Source organism: Thermoanaerobacter wiegelii Rt8.B1 (assembly GCF_000147695.2).
GTDB lineage: Bacteria > Bacillota > Thermoanaerobacteria > Thermoanaerobacterales > Thermoanaerobacteraceae > Thermoanaerobacter > Thermoanaerobacter ethanolicus.
Genome location: NC_015958.1, coordinates 1,108,207 through 1,132,740 on the forward strand (window position 1 = coordinate 1,108,207; position 24,534 = coordinate 1,132,740).

General features: G+C 33.6%; 24 protein-coding genes and 4 pseudogenes. 24 read left to right on the plus strand and 4 right to left on the minus strand.

Features of this window, described 5'->3' with window-relative positions; genetic code table 11:
• Window positions 1-84: 84 nt before the first annotated feature.
• The 8 genes and pseudogenes from THEWI_RS05350 to ltrA form a co-directional block, all read left to right on the plus strand.
• Complete coding sequence (locus THEWI_RS05350; protein ID WP_014062709.1) at window positions 85-1,902, plus strand: NAD(P)/FAD-dependent oxidoreductase; 1,818 nt, start codon at window positions 85-87, stop codon at window positions 1,900-1,902.
• A gap of 11 nt (window positions 1,903-1,913) precedes the next feature.
• Complete coding sequence (locus tag THEWI_RS05355) at window positions 1,914-2,504, plus strand: alpha/beta fold hydrolase (protein WP_014062710.1); 591 nt, start codon at window positions 1,914-1,916, stop codon at window positions 2,502-2,504.
• Window positions 2,505-2,623: 119 nt separating this feature from the next.
• A complete protein-coding gene (locus THEWI_RS05360; protein ID WP_003868791.1) occupies window positions 2,624-2,839 on the plus strand; it encodes an ATP-binding protein in 216 nt (71 codons plus the stop codon).
• Between the two features lie 451 nt (window positions 2,840-3,290).
• Window positions 3,291-3,761 (plus strand): annotated as a pseudogene (locus THEWI_RS05365) (group II intron reverse transcriptase/maturase); the annotation flags it as partial.
• Between the two features lie 143 nt (window positions 3,762-3,904).
• Entirely contained in the window at window positions 3,905-4,486 is a 582-nt protein-coding gene (locus THEWI_RS05370; RefSeq protein WP_014062373.1) for a DUF6431 domain-containing protein, read from the plus strand.
• A gap of 136 nt (window positions 4,487-4,622) precedes the next feature.
• Window positions 4,623-5,936 (plus strand): annotated as a pseudogene (locus THEWI_RS05375) (DDE-type integrase/transposase/recombinase).
• Window positions 5,937-5,953: 17 nt separating this feature from the next.
• On the plus strand, window positions 5,954-6,754 hold the full coding sequence (locus tag THEWI_RS05380; protein WP_014062711.1) for an ExeA family protein: 801 nt from the start codon (window positions 5,954-5,956) through the stop codon (window positions 6,752-6,754).
• Window positions 6,755-6,965: 211 nt separating this feature from the next.
• Window positions 6,966-7,913: pseudogene (gene ltrA, locus THEWI_RS05385) on the plus strand (group II intron reverse transcriptase/maturase); the annotation flags it as partial.
• Between the two features lie 70 nt (window positions 7,914-7,983).
• Here ltrA and THEWI_RS05390 read toward each other — a convergent pair.
• Complete coding sequence (locus tag THEWI_RS05390; protein WP_014062712.1) at window positions 7,984-9,216, minus strand: M48 family metallopeptidase; 1,233 nt, start codon at window positions 9,214-9,216, stop codon at window positions 7,984-7,986.
• A 146-nt stretch (window positions 9,217-9,362) separates the two neighbouring features.
• On the opposite strand from THEWI_RS05390, the gene THEWI_RS05395 reads away from it, so the two are divergent.
• The 5 genes from THEWI_RS05395 to THEWI_RS05410 all read left to right on the plus strand — a co-directional run bounded on the left by THEWI_RS05395 (window position 9,363) and on the right by THEWI_RS05410 (window position 13,640).
• Entirely contained in the window at window positions 9,363-11,051 is a 1,689-nt protein-coding gene (locus THEWI_RS05395) for a B12-binding domain-containing radical SAM protein (protein WP_014062713.1), read from the plus strand.
• 64 nt (window positions 11,052-11,115) lie between these two features.
• On the plus strand, window positions 11,116-11,847 hold the full coding sequence (locus tag THEWI_RS05400) for a glycerophosphodiester phosphodiesterase (protein ID WP_014062714.1): 732 nt from the start codon (window positions 11,116-11,118) through the stop codon (window positions 11,845-11,847).
• Window position 11,848: 1 nt separating this feature from the next.
• The gene (locus tag THEWI_RS14780) at window positions 11,849-12,463 is read left to right on the plus strand and encodes an MFS transporter (protein ID WP_003868820.1); all 615 of its coding nucleotides are present in this window, start codon (window positions 11,849-11,851) and stop codon (window positions 12,461-12,463) included.
• Between the two features lie 14 nt (window positions 12,464-12,477).
• Window positions 12,478-13,053: an MFS transporter gene (locus tag THEWI_RS14785; protein ID WP_244262332.1), complete on the plus strand. Its 576-nt coding sequence runs from the start codon at window positions 12,478-12,480 to the stop codon at window positions 13,051-13,053.
• A 62-nt stretch (window positions 13,054-13,115) separates the two neighbouring features.
• Complete coding sequence (locus THEWI_RS05410) at window positions 13,116-13,640, plus strand: O-acetyl-ADP-ribose deacetylase (RefSeq protein WP_003869476.1); 525 nt, start codon at window positions 13,116-13,118, stop codon at window positions 13,638-13,640.
• Window positions 13,641-13,694: 54 nt separating this feature from the next.
• On the opposite strand, the gene THEWI_RS05415 is transcribed toward THEWI_RS05410, so the two are convergent.
• Entirely contained in the window at window positions 13,695-14,504 is an 810-nt protein-coding gene (locus tag THEWI_RS05415; protein WP_004403992.1) for an undecaprenyl-diphosphate phosphatase, read from the minus strand.
• 144 nt (window positions 14,505-14,648) lie between these two features.
• On the opposite strand from THEWI_RS05415, the pseudogene THEWI_RS05420 reads away from it, so the two are divergent.
• Window positions 14,649-14,917: pseudogene (locus THEWI_RS05420) on the plus strand (pro-sigmaK processing inhibitor BofA family protein).
• 369 nt (window positions 14,918-15,286) lie between these two features.
• Window positions 15,287-15,487 carry a small acid-soluble spore protein SspI gene (gene sspI / locus THEWI_RS05430; RefSeq protein ID WP_003868635.1) on the plus strand — a complete coding sequence of 67 codons (201 nt, stop codon included), beginning with the start codon at window positions 15,287-15,289 and terminating at the stop codon, window positions 15,485-15,487.
• 29 nt (window positions 15,488-15,516) lie between these two features.
• Here sspI and THEWI_RS05435 read toward each other — a convergent pair whose 3' ends face one another.
• Window positions 15,517-16,872: a hypothetical protein gene (locus THEWI_RS05435; RefSeq protein WP_014062716.1), complete on the minus strand. Its 1,356-nt coding sequence runs from the start codon at window positions 16,870-16,872 to the stop codon at window positions 15,517-15,519.
• A 96-nt stretch (window positions 16,873-16,968) separates the two neighbouring features.
• Here THEWI_RS05435 and THEWI_RS05440 point away from each other — a divergent pair, with 96 nt between their 5' ends.
• Entirely contained in the window at window positions 16,969-17,235 is a 267-nt protein-coding gene (locus THEWI_RS05440; protein WP_003869470.1) for a DUF1294 domain-containing protein, read from the plus strand.
• Between the two features lie 100 nt (window positions 17,236-17,335).
• Window positions 17,336-18,514, plus strand: coding sequence for an FprA family A-type flavoprotein (locus THEWI_RS05445; RefSeq protein ID WP_014062717.1), 1,179 nt, complete (start codon window positions 17,336-17,338; stop codon window positions 18,512-18,514).
• A gap of 17 nt (window positions 18,515-18,531) precedes the next feature.
• On the opposite strand, the gene arsC is transcribed toward THEWI_RS05445, so the two are convergent.
• Window positions 18,532-18,969, minus strand: a complete 438-nt coding sequence (arsC, locus tag THEWI_RS05450; protein WP_003868630.1) for an arsenate reductase (thioredoxin) — start codon at window positions 18,967-18,969, stop codon at window positions 18,532-18,534.
• Between the two features lie 123 nt (window positions 18,970-19,092).
• Between arsC and THEWI_RS05455 the strand changes: the two genes are divergently transcribed.
• From THEWI_RS05455 to sdaAA, 7 genes are all read left to right on the plus strand, one after another.
• Window positions 19,093-19,401: a hypothetical protein gene (locus THEWI_RS05455; RefSeq protein ID WP_014062718.1), complete on the plus strand. Its 309-nt coding sequence runs from the start codon at window positions 19,093-19,095 to the stop codon at window positions 19,399-19,401.
• Window positions 19,402-19,618: 217 nt separating this feature from the next.
• Window positions 19,619-20,515, plus strand: a complete 897-nt coding sequence (gnd, locus tag THEWI_RS05460) for a phosphogluconate dehydrogenase (NAD(+)-dependent, decarboxylating) (RefSeq protein ID WP_004404005.1) — start codon at window positions 19,619-19,621, stop codon at window positions 20,513-20,515.
• Between the two features lie 13 nt (window positions 20,516-20,528).
• Entirely contained in the window at window positions 20,529-21,986 is a 1,458-nt protein-coding gene (gene zwf, locus THEWI_RS05465; protein WP_014062719.1) for a glucose-6-phosphate dehydrogenase, read from the plus strand.
• Between the two features lie 19 nt (window positions 21,987-22,005).
• Complete coding sequence (locus tag THEWI_RS05470) at window positions 22,006-22,623, plus strand: cyclase family protein (RefSeq protein ID WP_014062720.1); 618 nt, start codon at window positions 22,006-22,008, stop codon at window positions 22,621-22,623.
• 6 nt (window positions 22,624-22,629) lie between these two features.
• Window positions 22,630-22,869 (plus strand): hypothetical protein, encoded by a 240-nt coding sequence (locus tag THEWI_RS05475; protein ID WP_003868625.1) that lies wholly within the window; start codon window positions 22,630-22,632, stop codon window positions 22,867-22,869.
• A 90-nt stretch (window positions 22,870-22,959) separates the two neighbouring features.
• Entirely contained in the window at window positions 22,960-23,628 is a 669-nt protein-coding gene (sdaAB, locus tag THEWI_RS05480; RefSeq protein WP_003869464.1) for an L-serine ammonia-lyase, iron-sulfur-dependent subunit beta, read from the plus strand.
• Window positions 23,629-23,640: 12 nt separating this feature from the next.
• Window positions 23,641-24,534 (plus strand): L-serine ammonia-lyase, iron-sulfur-dependent, subunit alpha, encoded by an 894-nt coding sequence (gene sdaAA, locus THEWI_RS05485; RefSeq protein WP_014062721.1) that lies wholly within the window; start codon window positions 23,641-23,643, stop codon window positions 24,532-24,534.

Consider the following 24,534-nt stretch of genomic DNA (forward strand, 5'->3'; position numbering starts at 1 on the left):
TTCCCTTATATGTTGTATAAAATTATATTATTTTACTTATGTCAATGCAAGTTTTAAAATATAACTATGAAAGAGGTGGTCAATGTGTTATTAAAAGAAGGGAAAATAGGGAATGTTAAGTTAAAAAATAGGATAATTATGTTGCCTACTGTTACAAATTTATCAAATGAGGGTTTTGTAAGCGAAAGAGAAGTAGAATATTATAAAAGAAGATCAAAAGGTGTCTCATTGGTCATTGTGGGTGCAAGCTATGTAAATAAGCTGGGGAAATTTTTTGTAAATCAAATAGGAATAGATGATGACGACAAAATACAGGGACTTAGAAAATTATCGGAGGTAATTCACCAAAATGGGGCACAAGCTGCTATTCAACTTGCAATGCACAATCCAAAATACAAGCCATCAGATTTTACAAAAGAACAGATACAAGGCTTTGTACAAGATTTTATAAGTGGAGCAATAAGGGCGAAAAAGGCTGGTTTTGATGCTGTGGAGTTGCACTTTGCCCATGGTTGGTTTGTAAATCAATTTTTATCTCCTGATACAAACAAAAGGACTGACGAATACGGAGGAAATTTTGAAGGAAGGACAAAGTTTGCACTTGATATATTGCGAGAAGTTAAAAAAACTATTCCGGAGATGACAGTAATTTGTAGGATTAATGGCAGTGATTTTACAGATGAAGGTTTTACGATTGAAGAGAGTGCAAGATTCGCAAAACTGTTAGAATACCATGGTGCTGATGCTTTAGATATATCGGGAGGTGTATCTTCCACATCAGAATACCATATCTCTCCTATGGGGATTGAAGATAAGCCTTTAATTGGAATTGCAAAGAGGATAAAGGAAAATGTAACTATACCTGTTATAGCGGTTGATAAGCTCGGCAGTGTTTATGATTGGGAAAAAATTTTAGAAGAGGGTATAGCTGATTTTATAGGCATAGCCCGAGGACTTATAGGAGATCCGGACTTAGTAAAAAAGTTGATAAAAGGACAAGAAGATATAAGGTATTGCATTCACTGCAATCAGGCGTGTATTGCATACATTCAAAAAGGACTTTCTGTTTCTTGCATGATTAATCCAGAGGTAGGTAGAGAAAAAGAATTTGAAGTAAAGACCGATAAACCTTTAAATATAGCTGTAATTGGCGGTGGACCTGCTGGTATGTCCGCAGCTAAATATCTCGCTAAAAAAGGCCATAATGTTACTTTGTTTGAAAGAGAAAATAAACTTGGTGGACAACTAAATGTAGCAAAAGTGCCTCCCCATAAACAAGAGATAGGAAAAGTTATCGAATATCTGGAAAATGATTTAAAGAAATACAATGTCAAAGTACATTTAAATAAAAAAATAAGTTTAAATGAAATAAAAGAAATGCCTTATGACAAAATTGTCATTGCTACAGGCTCAAAGCCAGCTAAAATCAATTTAGATGCAGATATAAAGCCTTACACGGCTATTGAAGTATTGGAAGGAAATATTCCAAAAGGAAAAGATATTGCAATAATTGGTGGAGGCCTTACTGGACTTGAAACAGCCGAATACCTTGCTGAAAAAGGGAAAAATGTGACAGTTTTAGAAATTAAAGGAGAAGTTGGCGAAGGGATATACCCAATGGTTAAAAAACTGCTTTTAAATAGATTAAAAGAACTTAAAGTTGATATAATCACAAATGCTTTAATAAAAGAAATATCTGGTGGAAAACTCATGTATACTTCCAAAGACACATATAAAGTAGTCAAAGTGGAGGATGTAGTTTTAGCAGTTGGAAATTTACCTGATACTGAATTTGAGGAACTAAAAAATGAGAACAGATATTATTTCATTGGTGACTGCAAAACTGTTGCTTCTGCAGTAGAAGCGATAAGGGATGGAGCAGAGCTTTCACTCATTATATAGAGGTGATTTAAATGGTTATAAAAGATGAGTATTTAAATATAAAAGGCAGTAAAATTCATTATTTAGAAATAGATAAAGAGAGTAGCAAAGATACAGTGATATTATTGCATGGCAAAAGATACAATGCTTATGATTGGATAAATTCAGGGATAGCTGAAAGTTTGTCTAATGAAGGTTTTAAGGTGATATGTCTCGAATTTCCCGGATATGGTTCTTCTGAAGAGTGTGATTTAGAAAAGGAAGAGGTTTTATTAGAATTTGCAAAAAACTTAAATATGTCTTCTTTTCATCTTGTAGCTCCCTCTTTTAGTGGGGAGATATCTATAAAATTTGCTCTCAAATATAGCAATATGCTTAAAAGTTTGACAATTGTGGATAGCATAAATGTAGATAAATACAAAGAAAAATTAAATGAAATATATGTGAAAACATTGATTGTATGGGGAAAGAAGGATGATATTGCACCCTATGAATTTGCGGAAATATTAAAAAATAATATCAAAAACAGTACATTAGTTGTGTTTGAAAATTTGGGACATACCTGTTATTTTGATGATGCAAAAAAGTTCTCTGAGGTGTTGATAAATTTTATAAGAGCATAAATTAAAGGGGCTGTCTTTAGGATGGCCTTTTTTTTATGTTGACAAATACAAAATTTCGTGTATAATGTATACATGATACCCCTAAACAGAGGGGGAGTATTTTTAATGGAGGTAGAATCATGAGAGTAGCAAGAATCGATGAAAATATATGCGACAGGTCACCTTTTTGTCCAGCAGCAATGAGCTGTAGATTTAAGGCTTTTAAAGTTACGTTTGGAGGGTCATTTAGGATAAACATAAGCATCGATGAAGAAAAGTGCACAGGGTGTGGTGTTTGTACGAGATATTGTCCTCATGGAGCAATTGAGCTTGTTGAAAAAGAAAAAGCTTCATAAAAATAAGGCACGCTTAAGTGCCTTATTTTACGTGCGCCCGGCATGGGCGATAACTAGGCGGTGAAAGTCCGCTGTGGGCTTGGTAGTGGGAACCACTAGCCAAGAGCAAGGGTGTCCATCGTGAGGTGGAATCTGAAGGAAGCTTAAGGCAAAATCTCGGTCTGATGAACAAGAACCAGATAAGAGGCTGAATTGGGATGGATGAGTTTGCGTAACAAAACGAAGTCCAACACTACCCGAATCCCATACAGTAAATCTGGCAGATATATGAGATGAAAGTTATCGTTCTTACCCGGGGAGGTCTCAAGGATAAGTCATGGAAGTAAAATCTGAAGTGACAACCCATGCAGTGATGTATGGCTGAACCTTGAGAAGTCAGCAGAGGTCATAGTACTTATCTAGACATGAATAGATAAGGAAGGACCGAACGTTAGGAGGTTTTGGAAATCTTATGGACTCGAAAGATATGCGAAGACTGCAGACAACTCAACAAAGAGGCTATCCGTTGAATAGAGAAATGGAATTTCAAAAGACAACGGAAGTGCATAGTATATCATCGGCGTCGGAAGATGGAAGAAACGAAGTACAAAGATATACCGGCAAGATGCTTGAAATGATAGTAGAACGAGGGAACATGGAAGCAGCATACAAGCGCGTTGTTGCAAATAAAGGAAGCCATGGAGTCGATGGGATGGGAGTAGATGAACTTCTACCGTATCTCAAAGAAAACTGGGCAACCATAAAACAACAACTGCTGGAGGGGAAATACAAACCACAACCAGTGCGAAGAGTAGAAATTCCCAAACCTGATGGAGGAAAAAGACTACTAGGAATACCTACAGTACTAGACAGACTAATACAACAAGCAATAGCCCAAATACTAAATAAAGTCTACAACCATACATTTTCTGATAGCAGTTATGTGTCATTTCTCAAATTAATTCAGCCCAAAACCGATAAAATTTTTCAGATTAAATAATCTTGTGATAAAATTAATGCTAAAGGAATGTGAAAAAAATTCATCACATTCTTTTAGCATTAATTTTTAATTGGAGATGTTGTTTTATGCAAATAATTTTTCATGTTGATAACATTGAAGAATATTTGCAAAGAAGTAAAGATTACAATTTTCCTGACCCACCAGACAGATGCCCTCATTCTGACTGCAAGTGCAGAGTAAAACTAAAAAAGCACGGTTTTTACTACCGTTACTATTTAGATGGACCTAACTGTGTAAAAATAGCCATAAGAAGGTATATATGCCCTGTGTGCAAAAGGACTCTTTCCTACCTCCCTGATTTCTGTATTCCTCATTTTCAGTATTCTTTCAATATGATTGTAAAGTCTTTAAAAGAGACACTTACAAGAGAAAAAACTCTCAGTTCTTTCATAAATGACTTAAAAAGAAACTTCCCTACCATACTATTTTCAAGACAGCATATATATTTTTACACCAAAAGGATAATGAATAATTTAAGTTTTATCATATATGGATTAAGGCAAATAGACCCTTACATAAAGTTATTCGAGGTTAGTTCTCAAAGAGAGAGGGCCAGAGAGATTTTGGACATAATAAACATTGTACCACTCTTTTCCCAACGGTTTTATGCTCATTGCCAAAAATCATTTCTGGCCCCTCTCACATAATTTTAGCATTAAACATGAAAGATTTAAATAAAAATTTTGATTTTTTCTTAGCAACATAGCTTTTTCCTTTAATGTCTCCCAGATATGAGCTAAAATTACGATTAAGAAATCAAAAAAGTGAAGGGGGAACATATAAATGCTTGATGAAAAAGCGAGAGAAGCTATAGCATTAAAGAGATTTTCACTGATAAGTCCGGTGTTAAACGGACAGGTAAAAAATCAGAAAGAATATTTTGATGCTCTTTCCGATAAACCTATTGAGATACCTTATCTTGGAATGAGAAGATATACTCCTAAGACACTTAGAGGGTGGCTGTATCAGTATTTAAGAGGTGGTATAGAAGCGTTAAAGCCGGGTTATCGAAGTGACAGAGGCAAATACAGAAAGATAGACTTTGAACTTTCAGAGAGAATAAAGCAAAAGAAGCTTGAACATCCTGAAATGCCCAACAAACTTCTTTATGAGACATTGATAGGAGAAGGAATAATATCACCGAATAAAGTATCCCTTTCGACATTCTATAGGTTTTTGAAAAACATTCCTGTAAAATCTCTAGATAAAGAAAAAGAGGGTAAAACAAAGAGATTTTCCCATGAATACATCAATGAACTGTGGCAAACTGATGTCATGTATGGGCCATATATTAAAGAAGGTAAAACAAAAAGACAAACGTACCTTATTGCATATATAGATGATGCTTCAAGGCTTTGTACCTATGCTCGCTTTTACTATACCCAGAATTTTTTAGCTTTAAGAGACTCATTTAAAGAGGCGGTGCTAAGAAGGGGGATACCCAAAATGCTTTACACTGACAACGGAAAGATATATAGAAGCACTCAATTGGAATATATCTGTGCTTCACTAGGCACATCTCTTATTCACGCTGAGCCTTTTTCACCTCATTCAAAAGGAAAAATAGAAAGATTCTTTCATACGGTGAGAATGAGATTCTTAAGCACAATAGATCCTACCTCCGTAAAGAGTATAGATGAACTCAACATGATGTTTTTTAAATGGCTGGAGGAAGATTACAACAGAAAAGAACACAGCAGTATTGGCATGAGTCCTTTAGATTTTTTCATGTCACAAATATCAAGAATAAATATGTGTAACATAGATATGTTGAATGAATGTTTTCTCATAAGAGTAAATCGTAAGGTAAATAAGGATGCTACACTTAAAGTGGAAAATATACTTTATGAAACAGAAGAAAAGTTTAAAAATATGCACTTAGAAGTCAGATATGACCCTGAGTGGCTTTAGGATAATACACCGCTTCTACTTTATTATGAGGGCAAAAAAGTGGGGGAAGCGTATAAAGTGAACTTTCATGAGAATGCTAAAATTCCTGCTGCGTATATAAAAGGCAAAAATGACGTAAACGAAAATGAAGAAATAAGTGATTTTACCAAGCATAAAGTAATCTCTTTTAACGATATCATTGATTGAAAGAGAGGTGCCTTAAAGTGTTTACCCAATATTTTGGAATGAAATTTAATCCATTTTCTAAAGAGATAAGTGTAAACGACCTTTACATAAGTGAAGACATTGCTGAATTAAATGCCAGGTTAAAATATTTACAAGAAACAAGGGGTATAGGACTTATCGTTGGGGAGGCCGGTTCAGGTAAATCTACTGCATTAAGAAGATATGCTGAAAGCCTCAACCGTTCTACATTTAAACCATGTTATTTCGCTTTATCTACACTTACAGTGAGAGAATTCTATCAAGCATTGGCTATGATTTTAGGCGAAACACCCTCATACAAAAAAGTAACGCTCTTTTACCAGATACAAAGAGCGATAACAGAACTTTACTATAGCCAGAAAATAACTCCTGTCATAATATTAGATGAAATACAACTGGTTTCTAATGATGTTCTTGAAGATTTGAGAATAATATTTAACTTTAATACGGATTCTCAAAACCCGTATATATTGATACTTTCAGGACAACCACACATAAGAAACAAACTAGCTCTCAATGTAAACAGTGCACTAAGGCAAAGAATTTCTATAAAGTATGTGATGCAAGGGCTAAAAAAAGAAGAAATTCAAGATTATAAAAAAACAAGAATGAAAATAGCCGGAATGATGGATGATATATTTACACCATCAGCATATGAAGCAATATATTCCCTAACAAAAGGGCTCCCAAGGATAATAAATAACCTGGTAACAGCTTCTTTACTCTATGCGTATTCTAAAAGGCTAAGAGAAATAGACGAAGAAGTAATATACCAGGCACAAAATGAAATCAGTTTATGAGAGTAGCACTTTTTGTGTTACTCTCAATTTTATTATATATTAATTAAATAAAATTTCAATAACAGATATTAACATATTTTGGCGGTAATGCTCTTGGAAAGTGAAAAAAATTTTTAATCAGGCTGTAATAATTTGAGAAAAAATACTTTTATGCACTTAAAAAATGCCATTATAATTTGAAAATCTTTGGAGATTTAATTTGAGAATTGACAGTTATGGATTCAGACCAGGACGCAGTGCAAAAGACGCAATAAAAGCCGCAGAAGCATACATAAATGAAGGATACACATGGGTTGTAGATATGGACTTAGAAAAGTTCTTTGACAGAGTAAACCACGACATAATAATGTCCAAACTAGAAAAGCGGATAGGAGATAAAAGGGTACTAAAGTTAATACGAAGATACCTAGAATCAGGAGTAATGATAAACGGAATCAAAGTATCAACAGAAGAAGGGACACCCCAAGGAGGGCCATTAAGTCCCCTATTAGCAAACATAATGTTGGACGAACTAGACAAAGAACTTGAGAAACGAGGGCATAAATTCTGCCGATATGCAGATGACTGCAACATATATGTAAAAAGCAGGTCTGCAGGAAACAGAGTAATGAAGAGCATAAAGAAATTCATAGAAAGCAAATTAAAACTAAAAGTCAACGAAGCAAAAAGTGCTGTAGATAGACCATGGAGAAGAAAATTTCTTGGATTTTCATTCTATACAAAAGAAAACGAAGTAAGAATAAGAATCCATGAAAAATCCATCAAAAGGTTTAAGGAAAAAGTAAGAGAAATAACCAATCGGAACAAGGGAATAAGCATGGAAAACAGAATAAAAAGACTAAATCAAATAACAACAGGATGGGTCAACTATTTTGGATTAGCAGACGCGAAAAGCATAATGAAAACCCTTGACGAATGGATAAGGCGAAGACTAAGGGCATGTATATGGAAACAATGGAAGAAGATAAAAACGAAGCATGATAACTTAGTAAAACTAGGAGTAGAAGAACAAAAAGCCTGGGAATACGCCAATACAAGGAAAGGCTACTGGAGAATATCCAATAGCCCAATCCTAAATAAGACTCTTACAAATAAATACTTTGAAAGCATAGGTTATAAGAGTTTATCCCAAAGATATCTAATTGTACACAATTCCTAATGAACCGCCGTATACCGAACGGTACGTACGGTGGTGTGAGAGGACGCTGAATAAAATAATTATTCAGCTCCTACTCGATATTTGCCTTTTCTACTAATTTAATTCTATGCATTGTAGAAGGATGAGAATAAGAAAACCATTCTATAAAAGGCGGCGGAGCTACATCCAATAAACTTTTTTTAGCAAGGTCAATCTGAAGTTTTATTACAGGTTTTTTGTCGTGAAGGTACTCTACAGATAGTAAATCTGCTTGTTTTTCCATCTGCCTTGATATGTAATTTTGTATTGGAGTTGTGTCAAAATTTATAAGTAGTATAAACAAATATATCATCGCTAAAACTGCAGGAGTCATTCTTTTACCATAAGGGAGAAATAGGCTTGAGTGAATTAAAATATTAAGAAAATAAAGGCCTATTACAAGTCCTACTATGCCTATTAACATACTTTTTAATACGTGATTTTCTTTCCAATGACCTGCTTCATGAGCTATAACTGCCTTTATTTCATCCTCTGGATAATTTTTTAATAATGTATCATATAATACAATCCTACTTGTCTTTCCAAATCCATAAAAGTAGGCATTGGCAAGAGTAGTCCTTTTACTTGCATCCATTTCTTGAATCTTATCTATTTTTATTCCCGCATTTTTTGATATTTCCTTTACCATGTTTATTATTTTTTGGTCTTTGATTGGGGTGAATTTATTAAATAAAGGTGCTATAAAAGTAGGATAGACGTAAATTTGCACAAACATAATTATCGTCAAAAAGACTGCAGCACTTACCCACCAGTTATTAGGCCATTTATTTAGAGCCACAAATAAGAGCAATACTCCCATTGACGAAAAAACAAAGTCTAAAGCCGCACTTTTAAAATAATCACTCCACCAAGAAGCCATTGTCTGTACAGAGAAACCCCATTCAACTTGAACAGAATGGCTTAAAAGGCTAAAGGGTAGAGATATTAACCTTAAAATTACCCATAAGGCAATAAAATATAAAAAGACATTCACATAGTATTTACCTGAAGCTAATTTTTCGGTATAGTATGAAAGCTTGATAGCATTATTCCCAAATACAAGCCATAACAAAAAAGCTGCTTTTGTCAAAAAAGAAGTTATGTAAATCAATCGATTTATTTTGTGATACTTTTGCGCTTTTGATATTTCTGCAGGGGAAAAATATTTGTAGACTTCATGAGGTATATTTCCTGGAAATAATGTATAATAAAGGTATAAAACAGAAAATATTGTGGCAATTAATATAAGTATCAGCCACAATTTATTGAATTTTATAAAAGCCATAGTCTTCAATCCTTTCACAAAGTTTTACCTAACAATATTATATCTCATTGGAGGAAAAAATAGTTGTGCAAATAAAATTATTTGCTTTTTTGTATAAATACTTATATTATATATTTGTAAAATGTAGTAAAATGCGAGGGATATATATGAAAACACTTCTTGTAGGAATCAATGCAAAATATTATCACACAAATCTTGCTATAAGAAATATAAGAAAGTTTTGTCATCCTTATGATATAGAGATTTTTGAAACTACTATAAATGACAGTACAGATTTTATGCTAGAAAGTGTTGTAGAAAAGGAACCAGACGTAGTAGGTATATCTTGTTACATATGGAATATAGAAATAGCATTAAATTTGGCTGAAAATATAAAAAAGATACTTCCGAAAGTAATATTGGTTTTGGGGGGACCTGAGGCTTCTTATGATGTAGATAATCTTTTGTCAAAAGGCTTTGTAGATTACATAGTTTTAGGGGAAGGGGAAATTGCTTTTAAAGAATTATTGGAAGCGTTAGAAGGAAAAAGGGATATAAAAGAAGTTGCAGGAATTAGCTATAAGGTTGATGGGCAAATAGTAATTCAACCACAAAAAGATTATGTCAACTTAAATGAAGTTCCCATATCTTATGAGGAAGAGGAAGATTTGAGCAATAAGCTTGTGTATTATGAGACTTCAAGAGGTTGTCCTTTTAAATGTGCTTATTGTCTTTCTTCTATTGACAATAAATTGAGATATGAAAGCCTTGAAAAAGTTGAAAGGGATTTAAAGTGGTTTGTAGATAAAAATGTGAAAATATTAAAACTTATTGATAGGTCTTTTAATTCAAATAGAAAGAGAGCAAGAGAGATTTTAAATATTATGAAAAAAATAGGTGGAGATACTGTATTTCACTGCGAAGTTAACCCTGAGCTTGTGGATGAAGAGTTTATAGAAGAATTAAAAGGGTTGGAAAAAAGAATACAGTTTGAAGTAGGAGTTCAGACTACAAATAAGAATAGCCTAAAAAAAATATCTCGTATTACTGCAGTTGAAAAAGCCTTGAGAGGAATAAAACTGCTTAGAGAAGCGGGAATAAAACTGCATGTAGATTTGATAGCGGGACTTCCTGAAGATAGCTTTGGGACTTTTAGTAAAGCTTTTGATGATGTGTATAATTTAAAACCTGATGAAATACAGTTGGGATTTTTAAAAGTATTAAAAGGTACTCCTTTAATGAGAAAAGTGGGGGAGTTTAAAATAGTTTATGATAGTAAGCCCCCCTATGAGGTCTTGTATACAAAGGATATTAGTTATCAAGAGTTAGTCATTTTAAAAGGTATAGCATTCCTTTTTAACAAATACTATAATTCTGGAAAATTTAAAAAAACTCTTGAATATTTGGAGAATAAATTTGAAAGGCCATTTGACTTTTATCTTGAATTTTATAAGTACTGGAAGGAAAACGAGCTATTATATAAAAATCATTCATTAAAAGCCTTATACGATATTTTATATAAATTTTCTCTTGAAACACTCGATGTCGATGAGGATTTAATAAAAGACATTATAAAATTTGATTTTTTGTATTTTAATGCTGCCAAAGATTTACCTGATTGTGTAAAAGAAAAATATGAGAAAGGTCAAGAGATTTTTAAAAAGTATCTTAAAGATGAAAATTGGTTGAAAAAAAATCTTCCACAAGCTGTTGGACTTTCCAGTCTTGAATTGTCAAAGAGAGTGACTTATGAATTTTTTAAACACGATGTGACAGCAGATTTTAAAAAAGAAAATTTAATAATAATTTTCCTTCATGAAGAAGAACAAACTTATTATACAAAATTAATTTTGTGAATTTGTTTTTAAAGGTAAGTGTGATAAAATTTGTATAGTAATTGAAAAATGAGGAGGCATATTTATGAAACCTTTAGTAATCGCCCATAGAGGAGATTCAAGAAATGCTCCAGAAAACACATTAGCATCTTTTAAAAGGGCTTTAGAAATGGGAGCTGACGGTATTGAATTGGACGTGCAGCTTACTAAAGATGGACAACTAGTAGTGATTCACGATGAAAGGGTAGACAGGACTACAGACGGAATTGGCTTTGTAAAAGATTTTACTTTAAAAGAGCTTAAGAGGCTAGATGCTGGCATAAAATTTGACAAGAAGTTTGCAGGGGAGAGAATACCAACTCTTTATGAGGTTTTTGAACTCATTGGACATAAAAATTTTATTATAAATATAGAGATAAAAAGTGGAGTTGTACTTTATCCAGGAATTGAAGAAAAGCTTATCAAAGCGATAGAGGATTATGACTTTGAGGATAGAGTAGTTATTTCTTCTTTTAACCATTATAGCTTAAGGGATGTAAAGAGAATGGCACCGGAGCTTAAAATTGGGCTTCTTTATCAATGTGGGCTTGTAGAACCATGGCACATGGCAATACGAATGAAAGCGTATTCTCTGCATCCTTTTTATTTTAATATAATACCTGAATTAGTAGAAGGATGTAAAAAGAATAATATAAAATTATTTCCTTGGACTGTTGATAGGAAAGAAGACATGGAAATGATGATAAAAGCAGGTGTGGATGCAATTATCACTGACGACCCACAAACTTTGATAAATCTTTTAGAGAAGGGAGAATAATATGTCCTCGCGATTGAATTATTTGAAGATATTTAATTTAGGCCTTGGTTTTATGGTAATTTCCATGATTTGGGCAGCATATAATGCCTATATGCCCATTTTTCTTGGTAATTTTACAAAAAGCAATACTTTAATTGGGTTTGTAATGAGTTGGGACAACATTGCTAACCTTTTTATACTTCCATTTTTTGGGGCTTTAAGCGATAATACGCGAACAAGAATAGGCAGGCGAATGCCATATATACTTGTAAGCATGCCTCTTGCTGGCGTTTTATATGCTTTGCTTCCACTTCAGACAAAACTTTTATCGCTTCTTGTTATAGATTTGCTGTTTAACATTGTTGTAGCTACGTATAGGACTCCTATGGTAGCTTTAATGCCAGATATTGTAGAAGAAGAGCACAGAAGCAAAGCTAATGGAGTCATAAATTTTATGGGAGGATTAGGTTCATTAATAATATTTTTTATTGGATCTCAGCTTTATAAAATAAACAAAGCATATCCCTTCTTCTTGTCAGGGATTTTATCATTAATTATACCTATAGTTTTATTTTTAACAATTAAAGAACCTAAAATAGTTGTTAATGAGGAAAAAAAGAAAAACAGAGTATTTTAAAGGCCCTTGCAACTGTGGTAAAAGATCAAAATAAAGCACCCTTTTATACTCTCCTGTCAATTTTTATGACAATTGCGGGTTTTGCTGCAGTTGAAACTTTTTTCACAAGGTATTGCAAAATAGCTTTAGGGATAGACGAAAGTGTTTCTTCTTTTGCAATGGGTTTTTACGCTTTGGCATTTTTAGTTTTTGCCTTACCTGCTGGATTTATAGCTACAAAAATAGGGAAAAGAAAAACCATGATGATTGGAGCTTTTGGACAAGGAATTTTATTTTTAATATTTATGATAGTACGTGATTTTAGGACAATCCAAATTTTGATGCCTTTTGCTGGAATGTTTAATGCTTTATTTACAATAAATTCTTATCCTCTTGTAGTGAGCTATACTTCAGCTGAAAAAATAGGGACATATACAGGACTTTATTATTTCTTTTCATCCCTGGCCGCAATAGTTACTCCTTCCTCTTTTGGAGCTATTATGGATTTTATAGGATTTAACAAGTTATTTTTAGCAGCGTCTATATGTTTATTTATATCTTTTGCTTTTCTATGGATAATTGGTGAAAAATATGAAAACACAATGTCGTGAAAATATCAGTTTTTTGTGATATAATTTTAAGCGTAAATAAAAATTAAAATTAGGGTGATGAAATGAAAGAGAGAATAAAATTAATAAAGGGGAATATTGTGGATCAAGAAGTAGATGCTATTGTAAATGCTGCAAATTCTTCTTTATCTGGAGGTGGTGGGGTAGACGGAGCTATTCATAGAGCGGGTGGCCCTTCTATCGATGAGGAGTGCAGAATTATAAGAGAAAAACAAGGAGGATGCCCTACAGGTCATGCGGTTATAACTGGAGCAGGTAATTTAAAGGCTAAATATGTTATTCACGCTGTTGGACCTATATGGAGAGGCGGCAATCATAATGAAGATAATTTATTAGCAAGTGCTTACATAGAAAGCCTTAAATTGGCGGATGAATACAATGTAAAAACTATAGCTTTTCCCTCTATAAGCACAGGAGCATATGGTTTCCCTGTAGAAAGAGCTGCAAAAATAGCTTTAAGAGTAGTATCTGATTATCTTGAAGGTAGCAATATAAAAGAAGTGAGATTTATACTTTTCAGTGATAAAGATTATGAAGTATATTCAAAAGCTTATGAGGAATTGGAATAAATAAAATAAATAAAAAGGATAGGCCATAAATGGGTCTACCCTTTTTTGTTTTTATTATTTAACTATCTTTTCAGATATTAGAAGTAACATAAGTAGTCCTACAATTAGTCTATAATAAGCAAATGGTTTTAAAGGATGTTTTGCGAGATAGGACAAAAATTTATCTACTACAAATAAAGCGGTTATGAAGGACATTATGAATCCTACTGTAAGAGCTTCCCATTCCAATAAGGACATGGCAGTAAAACTTTTGATAAGTTCAAAGCCTGTTGCTGCCAACATTGTAGGTATAGCTAAAAAGAAAGAAAATTCTGCAGCTGCTTTAACTGATAAACCTACAAGCATACCTCCCATTATAGTAGAAGCAGACCGTGACATTCCAGGGAAAAGAGACATAACTTGTGCTATACCTATCCAGAAAGATTTTTTTGTGTCTACTTTGTCCATGTTGTCAATTTTATATCTTTTTCCGAAAGTATCTTCTATGACTATCATCATTATTGCACCTACAATGAGGGCAATTGCTACAGTGAAGGGCGAAAATAAATGCTCTTCAATGTATTTGTGAGTAAATAATCCTATAACTGCTGCTGGTATAAAAGCTATAAAGATTTTGAACCACAAATTAAATCCCCAATCTCCAGGTTTTAAATTTTTAAGAGAAGCAAATATTTTTCCCTTGTAATAATATACAACTGCTAAAATAGCTCCCAATTGAATGACGATTTCAAACATTGTAGCAAATTTTCCGGTAAAATTAATAAAGCTTCCTACAATGATTAAATGTCCTGTAGAGGAGATGGGGAGAAATTCAGTTAACCCTTCTACGATTCCCATTATAAAAGCTTTGATTAATAGTTCCATTACCATACCCCTTTGTCTTAAATTTTGTAACCTCTATTATTTTATATGATTAATAAGGACTAATCAATCAAAAAAATGTAAATTTAATTTATTTTTAATTTGCAAAATATGATATAATGTAATCAAGACCTGAGAGGTGATTGCATGGTGATGGAAGGGACTTTTTCGTTTATTGTTGCTATTTTAATATTAGTTTTTATTTTATGGCTTTTAGGTAAATCTCTAAGGTTGATGGTAAAGTTTGTATTAAATGCTTTAGTGGGTTTTGTGATGCTTTTGTTTTTTAATTTTTTGGTGTTCTATTTGGGGTTTACTTGCCTGTCAATATAATTACTTCATTTATTACAGGAGTTTTTGGAATAGCAGGTATAGCAATTTTGCTGATTCTTAAATATTTATTCCATGTCATATAGGTTCCTTTTTAGGAACTTTCAGTTTGCTGACAAAGTTAAAAAATTTTTCAAAGGAGATATTTTGCATCGTCGCTCCGATGTTCCAAAGCGACAAAACTAAAGCTCGACCTTCAGGCTCCGGCAGGGTACCGGGCACAATCGGCATCCATGCCTTAAGGTGCCCGCCTTCGCCATCCGTGGCTTCGGCCCTGCCTACGCCCTCGGTCTTGCTAAGTTTTGTTATCGCTTTGTAACAAGTCACTCCTTATGCAAAATATCTCCTTTACGAAAGTTTGTCTACAGTCTGTAGGTTCCTTTTTAGGAACTTTTTTGTTTATTATTTTTTGTTTTGGGAATTATATTAGTGAATCTTACAATTGGAGGTATGTTATGGACATAAAAAAAGCTGTGCTCGACAACTTAAAAGGAAGAACAAAAGAGGAAATTAAAGGGTTTATACAGGAGGTTGTTGACAGCAAAGAGGAAAATGCAATACCAGGATTGGGGGTGATTTTTGAAGCGACGTGGGAAAAGTTGAGCAATGAGGAGAAAGACAGTATGATGAATTTGATAATGAGGGGAATATCTTAAAAGCCGAGGTTTAGTCCTCGGCTTTGTAATTATAATAAAAATATTGTAACAAGATATGCTGCTATAAGACCTGCTATTGCAGGTACCATGTTTTTTTTAGCGATTTTTTCGGCTTCTACGTCTATTACTGTAGAAACAGCTACGGTACTCCAAGGTATTATTGTACCACCTCCTGTCCATATTGCGGCTATCTGCCCTATAGAAGCTAAAATTGCTGGGTTTAGATTTAAAGTTGAAGAAAAAGTTTTAGCAATAGCACCTATTAAAGGAAGTCCAGAAAATCCAGAGCCGGATAAACCAGTCAGAACTCCTAATGAAAATTCTAATAAAGAAACAGTGTACTTATTTAATGGAATGTGCTGAGATAAATACATTCCTAAATCTACAAGATATCCTTTTGCATGAGGACTTATAACTTCCTTTGCCATGCTTGTTTCTCCAAGGAGAAAAAAGGCGCTGATGACTATAATTGGGGCAAAGGTTCTCATTCCAGTTATGAAACCTTCTCTTAAATATTCGCGGGTTTTATCTAGAAAATTTTTTTGTACTAAAGTAGAGGCAATTAGAACTATTATAGATGTTCCTCCTATCAAAGCAGTGGCCGCGTTAGAGTGAATTCTAAATAACAGCATCAAAATTATGTCTAAAATAAAAAGTCCTACTGCGATTATTGAAACCACCACACTATTAAAAGGAGGAGAAGGCTTGTCAGCATTATTAATGTCTAAATGATTGTTTCGCTGTTGTTTTTTACTTTGCTGCAATGTAATAAAATAAAGTATAAGAATGCTTACAGCTGAAGCTGTAGCCCAAATAGGTAAACTTGCCAATATTAATGTGTGAATTGGTATACCTGTTGCCCTAGCTGTTATAGAGGGAGCTCCTTGTATGAAAAAGTCTCCTGATAATGCTGATCCAAAGCCAAAAATTGAAACAATAGAGGCAAGGCTTACTTTGTCAATACCCGATTTTAAAGCGGGATTGATGAGAACCGCACCGATTAAGCCGACTGCAGGGGCAGGCCATATAAAAAATGATAAAAACATCGTTAAAAAACCTATTATCCAAAAAGAAAAAGTAGTAGTTTTTAAATATTTTATAAAAGGTTTTGTTATGATTATATCTGCGCCTATGTCATCTAAAGCTTTTGACATAGATATTATAAGAGATATTATTACTATGATTTGCCACAACCTTTTTCCTGACACAAAAATTGCAGTGTAAAGTATTTGAACTGCTTTTAAGATATTTCCAGTTGATAGAAATCCAATTAAAAATATTGCTAATATTATGGGTAAAATTATATCTTTTCTCATTAAAAGTAAAATCAATATAATTAAAATCATTATTAGATATGCTATGTGGGATGCAGTCAAGGTAACCATTTCAACACCTCTCAATATTTTTCATAGTTTTATGATAGCTATATTTTGAGTTTTTATACCTTTTATAAAGTGGTATAATTGTTATGAGGTGTTATAATGAACAAGATTGCAATGATTGCTTTATTAACTTTAAATGTATTTTCTTTTGTTTTAATGGGTATTGATAAATATAAAGCGTTACATAAACTTTGGAGAATAAGTGAAAAGACCTTTTTCTTTTTAGCACTATTTGGCGGTTCAATAGGCGTATGGCTCGGTATGTATTTTTTTAGACATAAGACAAGACATAAATTATTTACGATAGGAATACCCTTGATTATTTTTTGCCAAATTTTATTGTTTTTTTACATAAAAGTTTGGTAAAACAATGCATATAATAAAAACTTGCAAGAAAAACTATTTTTTTATAAAAGATTATTTGCTATAATATAGTTGAGAAATTAACAAATAGGAGGGGACATCGATGAAAGCAATGACTATAAAACCAGGAGTAAGTAAAATTGGCGCAGTACATTGGGAGAGAAGATTATTCGACTCTTTAATACCCCTGCCAGATGGTACGAGTTATAATGCTTATTTGATAGAAGGAAAGGATAAAATAGCCCTTTTAGATACTGTAGATCCGATGACTTCGGATGTTTTGATAGAACAGTTAAAGGATGTAGAAAAAATTGATTATATAATAGCACATCATGCAGAGCAAGACCATTCGGGATGTATTCCTTTAGTCCTTGAGAAATATAAAGAGGCTAAGGTGATATGTACCCCTAAAGCAAAAACTTATTTAATGGATTTACTTTTAATACCTGAAGACAAATTTATTACTGTAGAAGACGGTGAAACTTTAGATTTAGGAGGAAAGACGTTAAAATTCATACATGCCCCGTGGGTACATTGGCCAGAAACAATGTTTACTTACCTTGTAGAAGATAAAATCCTTTTTACGTGTGACTTTTTAGGTTCCCACCTTGCAACTTCTGAACTTTATGCAACAGATGAGTGCAAAGTGTATGAGGCAGCAAAAAGATACTATGCAGAAATAATGATGCCTTTTAGAAACTTTATAGAAAAGGACTTAGAAAAAATAAAAGATTTAGATATAGATATAATTGCTCCCAGTCATGGTCCTGTGTACAATAACCCTAAATTTATCTTAGATGCTTACAATGAATGGGTTTATGCAAAACCTAAAAATATAGTCGTAATACCTTATGCTACCATGCACGGCAGTGTGAAAAAAATGGTGGAATACCTACAGACTGCTCTTGTGGCAAAGGGCGTCATTGTAAAGCCTTTTGATTTGTCTGTTACAGATATAGGTGAATTGGCTATGGCATTAGTGGATGCTGCTACAATAGTTATAGGTACTCCAACAGTACTTACAGGTGCTCATCCAATGGTGGTTTATGCTACTTATTTGGCCAATGCTTTAAAGCCGAAGACAAAGTTTGTTTCAATTATAGGCTCTTATAATTGGGGTAGCAGGGCACAAGATCAGCTTTCTCAAATGATTACCAATTTAAAAGTAGAGGTTATTTCACCAGTTTTCATAAAAGGATTCCCAAAAGAAGAAGACTTTAAGGCTCTTGATAAGTTAGCTGAAGAAATAGTGAAAAAACATGAAGAAGCTGGAATTTTATAATTTAAAAGCACTCGTGATTAGTGCGAGTGCTTTTTTATGTCTTCTATCAAATTTTTTACATTTTCTTTGATTATATCTCTTATTTCACGAAATTTATTTAAAACTTCTTCTTCTGTGCCTGTTGCTCTTGCAGGGTCTTCTAAGTCCCAATGGAGGCTTTTTATTGAAGGAGGCAAAGCAGGACATTTATCTCTTGCATCACCACATAAAGTTATCACATAATCTGCTTTAAAAAGGATATTTTCATCCAATAAATCGGAAGTTTGATTGCTTATGTCAATTCCTATTTCCTTCATAACTTGTACAGCTTTTGGGTTTAAACCGTGAGCTTCTACACCACCACTATATACTTCAAAATCATCTTTTCCATAATATTTGCCAAAACCTTCTGCCATTTGACTTCTACAGGAATTGCCAGTGCATATAAAATACAAAATTTTTTTATTTTTTGACACGTAACATCCCCCTTTTTGTTTATTCACAAATTATTATAAATGATTGTAGATTATAAAACAATTCGCTTTTTGTTAAGAATATGTTAAATTCTTTTGAGTAAAATAAAGTAGAGGTGATGTTTAATGTTCAATTATCCATACGGGCAAAATTCCATAGCGCCTGGTATAATTGTTACACCAGACAATGGAAATGCAAATTTAAAAGTACCTACAGATACATTTAGCATATATGTAAATGGGAAATATGTGGGAGAAAAAATCCTTATTGCACAAGGAGATTTAGGGGAAAACTCTGTAAAAGAGTACCTTATGAATCAAGGTTTTACGGATTTTAGTTATACAATTGATGGAAAAAATATTTATATAGACACCTATGAAGAAAATGCTAAAAATATGATAAATTATTTAAAAGTGTATTTAAGAATAAGGTAAAAGGGACTAAAATAGGTCCCTTTTTAAAATTTGTTATATTGCAGATAAAAACAAGGGAAAATAATAGTGTAAAGGTATTAAGCAGGGTTTTTCCTTGCTTTTTAAATGAAAGCATGTGATTTTCGTCATTTAAATTTTTAAAATGTGTGATATAATTATATAACACCCTCAAGTAAAAAATATTATACAACAATAATTATTATTAAGGAGGATTTATATGAAGGTAGGTTTAATTGGATTAGGACGAATGGGATTTAATCTTGCTTTAAATATGAGAGACCATGGGCATGAGGTAGTAGCATATAACAGGTCACCTGAGAAAATAAAGGAGGCTGAAAAGGAAGGAATAAAAGGAGCTTATACAATTGAAGATTTAGTAAAAAAACTTGAAAGGAGAAGAATAATATGGCTTATGGTACCTGCAGGAGACCCTGTTGACGAAATGATAGAAAAATTAGTTCCCTTGCTTGAAGAACATGACATCATAATAGACGGCGGCAATTCCTACTATAAAGATACTTTAAGAAGGTATGAGATGCTTAAAGAAAAAGAAATTGATTTTGTAGATGTAGGCACAAGTGGAGGAATTGAAGGAGCAAGACATGGGGCTTGCACCATGATAGGAGCAGAAGATGAGGTCTTTAAATATATTGAACCTCTAATTAGGGATATAAGTGCGGAAAACGGTTATTTACATACAGGCAAAAACGGCTCAGGACATTTTGCAAAAATGGTTCACAACGGCATAGAATACGGAATGATGCAAGCTATAGGAGAAGGGTTTGAGGTTTTAGAGAAGAGTCAGTTTGATTTTGATTTAAAAGAAGTGGCCAGAGTTTGGAGTCATGGGTCAGTGATTCGCGGATGGCTTATGGAGCTTATGGAAAAAGCTTTTGAAAAAGACCCCAAATTGTCTGGGATAAAAGGAGTAATGCACTCTTCTGGAGAAGGACTCTGGACGGTAGAAGAAGCTTTAAACCTCAAAGTGCCAGTGCCTGTAATTGCACAGTCTTTATTTATGAGATATCGTTCAGAGCAAGAAGATACATTTGCAGGAAAGGTTGTAGCTGCTTTGAGAAATGAGTTTGGAGGACATGCGGTGGAAAAGAATTAATAGAGGTGGTTTTATGGCTAAAAATAATATATCTAATATAATGGTTATATTTGGCGGGACAGGGGATTTGACTCACAGAAAACTTATGCCTGCTTTGTACAATTTGAAATACCAAAAAATTCTTCCTGAAAATTTTGCTGTTGTATCCATAGGAAGAAGAGATAAAACAGAGGAACAATATAGGAAGGAAGTATTAGAGTCCGTTAAAAATTATTCGAGATTTGACATTGATGAAAAAGTTTGGCAAGATTTAAGTGAAAGGATATATTATAAGAGATTTGACTTTGTATATGATAATGGCTATATGGAATTAAGTTTTTTTTTAAAAGAACTTGATGAAAAATACAATACAAAGGGCAATAGGGTATACTATCTTGCAGTAGCTCCAGAATATTTCGGTATAATTGTTGAAAAACTCTATAGGCATGGTATGGTAAATAATGAGACTTCCTGGCAAAGGGTGGTCATAGAAAAACCTTTTGGAGAAGATTTGGAATCGGCACGGAAATTAAATAAAATAATAACTGATGTTTTCACGGAAAGGAATACCTACAGGATAGACCATTATCTGGGAAAAGAGATGCTTCAGAACATAATGATAATTAGATTTGCTAATGTATTTTTTGAACCTGTGTGGAACAGAAGGTATATTGATAATGTTCAGATTTCTTCAAATGAAATAGTCGGAATAGAAAATCGCGGTGGGTATTATGAAAAAGCCGGGGCGTTACGAGATATGGTACAAAATCACATGCTTCAACTTCTAACTTTAACGGCAATGGAACCGCCTGTAAACCTCGATACAGAATCTATAAGAGACGAGAAGGTAAAAGTTCTAAAGTCTTTGGAGATATTTACTCCAGAGGCTGTTGAGAAAAATGTTGTGAGAGGTCAGTATGCAGGATATAGACAAGAAGACAAAGTTTCCCCTACTTCTAATACAGAGACATTTGTAGCTTTGAAAGTGCATGTAGAAAATTTTCGCTGGGCAGGAGTACCTTTTTACATTCGCACAGGCAAAAGAATGCCGGAAAAGTCCACACAAATTGTAATACAGTTCAAACAATTGCCAGGAATCTTGTATTTTAAAGAATATAAAAATTTATTGCCAAATTTATTAGTTATAAAAATTCAACCTGAGGAAGGTGTAAAGCTTCAATTTAATGCAAAAGTCCCTGGGGCAGGAGATATCTCCATACAACCTGTAGATATGGATTTTTGTCAAAATTGCCAGATTTCAAATAATTCTCCAGAAGCTTATGAAAGACTTCTTTACGATGTCATGAGAGGAGATTCTACTTTATTTACGCGATGGGATGAGTTAGAATATTCTTGGAAGTTTGTAGATGCTATTGCTGAAGCATGGAAAGATAAAACGCCTGACTTTCCTAATTATCAGCCAGGGACCTGGGGACCTAAAGAAGCAAATGAGCTGTTACTAAGGGACAATAGAATGTGGTGGAATGTATAAAAAAAAGGGGGTAAATTAAATGAAAATATACGATATTTCGATGGAAATTCACGAAAATATGACTGTTTACAAAAATAAAAAAGAAAAAAGGCCTAAACATACTATTACCGTTGATAGTGGCGATGTGAGAGAGTCCCGTATTAGCATGGACATGCATACAGGAGCGCATATTGATGCTCCTCTACACATGATTAGGGAAGGAGATACAGTAGGAAATATAGACCTCAATAAGGTTATAACTAAATGTAAAGTATTTGACTTTACAAATATATCTGATAAAATAACATCGGAAGACCTTGCAAGTAAAGACATTCAAAAAGGAGATTTTATAATATTTAAAACAAGAAATTCTTTTAGAGAGGATTTCGATTTTGAATTTGTCTATTTGGATAAAAGCGGTGCCCAGTTTTTAAAAGAAAAAGGTGTAATTGGTGTAGGTATTGATGCATTAGGAATTGAGAGAAATCAGCCGGAGCATGAAACTCACAAGATTCTTTTAGGAGCAGGTATAGTTATTCTTGAGGGACTACGGTTAAAAGATGTAGAAGAAGGAGAATATTTCTTATATGCTGCGCCTTTAAAAATTAGAGGTGCCGAAGCCTCCCCTACAAGAGCTGTTTTGATAAAGGAAGAGTAAAAAATCATGAAGTTAAAATGGTCTAAGGGCAAAAATTTTGTTTTTGGAAAAATCTCATATGATGAAGAAAATACAGATGAATATATAGAACTTTTATTTGAAAAATTCGGCAAAGAATTTTTTGAAGAAGTATATTTAGAGTATCAAAAAGGTACGACTATTGACGTAGCTTTTAAAGAGGTGCTAATCAAGCATAATAAGCTAAAACCCTTAAATATAAAAAAATTGAAAATAAAAAAGCAATAAGTCAGATTTACTGGCTTGTTGTTCTATTGCATTTTTATAGGGCTAAAGGTACAATATAGTTAAGAAAACTTTTACGTAAGGGGATTTTGTATGAGAGAATACAGTGTATTTGATATTATGGGGCCTGTGATGATTGGACCCAGCAGTTCTCATACAGCAGGGGCCGCAAGGCTTGCGAAAATTGCTCGAGAAATTGTGGAAGAGGATATATCAGAAGTGGAATTTGTATTGTATGAATCTTTTGCCCGTACATATAGGGGACATGGTACGGATAAGGCTCTTGTGGCAGGGATATTAGGTTTTGACCCAGATGATGAGAAACTGCCTCATTCTTTTGAAATAGCAAGACAGCAAGGGATAAAGTTTAAATTTACTGAAAGTGACGAAGAATCACCACATCCCAATACTGTAAAAATGATAATAACAGGTAAAAGTGGACAGAAAAACAGCATTTTAGGATGTTCTATTGGTGGAGGAAATGTGCTTTTAAAAGAGATAAATGGCATAGAGGTAGAGTTTACTGGTGAATATGAAACGTTGATTACAAATCACATAGATAGACCAGGGATAGTGGCAAATGTCACTAAAATTTTTGCAGATTACAAAATAAATATAGCTTTTATGAGAGTGTACAGGCATTCAAAAGGTGACAAAGCTATTATGGTCATAGAATCAGACCAAAAAATACCTGATGCTGCAAAAGAAACCATAAAAAACATTGATGGAATTTTAAATGCCATAATAATAAATCCTATGTAATGGAGGTATAAAATGTATCAATTTAATCATGGTTATGAACTATTAGAACTTACAAAAAAATTTAACTTACCAATATCGCAAATTGTGGTGCTAGCGGAGCAAGAAAAGACAGGAGAAGACCTTGATACAATTTTTCAAAAGATGAGAAATAACCTCAAAGTAATGAAAGAAGCTATTAATAAAGGTTTAAATGAAGATTTAAAATCAGTAAGTGGTTTATCAGGTGGAGATGCAAAAAAACTATATGAAAGAATAATCATTGGCAATACTCTTTCTTGTGAAACAATGGCAAAAGCTGCTGCTTCTGCTCTTGCAGTGACAGAAGTAAATGCTTCTATGGGTAAAATTGTTGCTGCTCCTACTGCAGGTTCCAGTGGAGTTATTCCGGGAGCTCTTATTACGGTGGCGAGAAAATTTGGCAAAAGTGATGATGATATGACAAGAGCTCTTTTCACTGCTACCGGCATAGGTATTATAATAGCTAAAAATGCTACTTTATCTGGAGCTGAGGGGGGATGTCAAGCAGAAGTAGGTTCTGCTTCAGCGATGGCTGCAGCAGCTTTAGTAGAACTTATGGGGGGAACAGCAGAACAGTGTTTGACGGCAGCTTCTTTTGCTATAATGAATTTGCTAGGGCTTGTATGCGACCCCGTTGCAGGGTTGGTAGAAATCCCTTGTGAAAAGAGAAATGCCCTTGGGGCGCTTAATGCTATGATATGCGCTGATTTTGCAATAGCAGGAATGGACAGTGTCATACCCTTTGACGAAGTGGTAGAAGCTATGTATAAAGTAGGGAAAGCTATACCTTACGCTTTAAGGGAAACTGCAGAAGGGGGACTTGCAAAGACTCCTACAGGGATAAGGCTTAAGAAAGAGATATTTGAAAAAGTTGAACGGGGGGATTAA

Bases quoted from the DNA above. Each gene is read 5' to 3' on its own strand.
- THEWI_RS05355 (WP_014062710.1), top strand. From the start codon at position 1,914: ATGGTTATAAAAGATGAGTATTTAAATATAAAAGGCAGTAAAATTCAT.
- THEWI_RS05360 (WP_003868791.1), top strand. From the start codon at position 2,624: ATGAGAGTAGCAAGAATCGATGAAAATATATGCGACAGGTCACCTTTT.
- THEWI_RS05370 (WP_014062373.1), top strand. From the start codon at position 3,905: ATGCAAATAATTTTTCATGTTGATAACATTGAAGAATATTTGCAAAGA.
- THEWI_RS05390 (WP_014062712.1), bottom strand. From the start codon at position 9,216: ATGGCTTTTATAAAATTCAATAAATTGTGGCTGATACTTATATTAATT.
- THEWI_RS05395 (WP_014062713.1), top strand. From the start codon at position 9,363: ATGAAAACACTTCTTGTAGGAATCAATGCAAAATATTATCACACAAAT.
- THEWI_RS05400 (WP_014062714.1), top strand. From the start codon at position 11,116: ATGAAACCTTTAGTAATCGCCCATAGAGGAGATTCAAGAAATGCTCCA.
- THEWI_RS14780 (WP_003868820.1), top strand. From the start codon at position 11,849: ATGTCCTCGCGATTGAATTATTTGAAGATATTTAATTTAGGCCTTGGT.
- THEWI_RS05410 (WP_003869476.1), top strand. From the start codon at position 13,116: ATGAAAGAGAGAATAAAATTAATAAAGGGGAATATTGTGGATCAAGAA.
- THEWI_RS05415 (WP_004403992.1), bottom strand. From the start codon at position 14,504: ATGGAACTATTAATCAAAGCTTTTATAATGGGAATCGTAGAAGGGTTA.
- sspI (WP_003868635.1), top strand. From the start codon at position 15,287: ATGGACATAAAAAAAGCTGTGCTCGACAACTTAAAAGGAAGAACAAAA.
- THEWI_RS05435 (WP_014062716.1), bottom strand. From the start codon at position 16,872: ATGGTTACCTTGACTGCATCCCACATAGCATATCTAATAATGATTTTA.
- THEWI_RS05440 (WP_003869470.1), top strand. From the start codon at position 16,969: ATGAACAAGATTGCAATGATTGCTTTATTAACTTTAAATGTATTTTCT.
- THEWI_RS05445 (WP_014062717.1), top strand. From the start codon at position 17,336: ATGAAAGCAATGACTATAAAACCAGGAGTAAGTAAAATTGGCGCAGTA.
- THEWI_RS05455 (WP_014062718.1), top strand. From the start codon at position 19,093: ATGTTCAATTATCCATACGGGCAAAATTCCATAGCGCCTGGTATAATT.
- gnd (WP_004404005.1), top strand. From the start codon at position 19,619: ATGAAGGTAGGTTTAATTGGATTAGGACGAATGGGATTTAATCTTGCT.
- zwf (WP_014062719.1), top strand. From the start codon at position 20,529: ATGGCTAAAAATAATATATCTAATATAATGGTTATATTTGGCGGGACA.
- THEWI_RS05470 (WP_014062720.1), top strand. From the start codon at position 22,006: ATGAAAATATACGATATTTCGATGGAAATTCACGAAAATATGACTGTT.
- THEWI_RS05475 (WP_003868625.1), top strand. From the start codon at position 22,630: ATGAAGTTAAAATGGTCTAAGGGCAAAAATTTTGTTTTTGGAAAAATC.
- sdaAB (WP_003869464.1), top strand. From the start codon at position 22,960: ATGAGAGAATACAGTGTATTTGATATTATGGGGCCTGTGATGATTGGA.
- sdaAA (WP_014062721.1), top strand. From the start codon at position 23,641: ATGTATCAATTTAATCATGGTTATGAACTATTAGAACTTACAAAAAAA.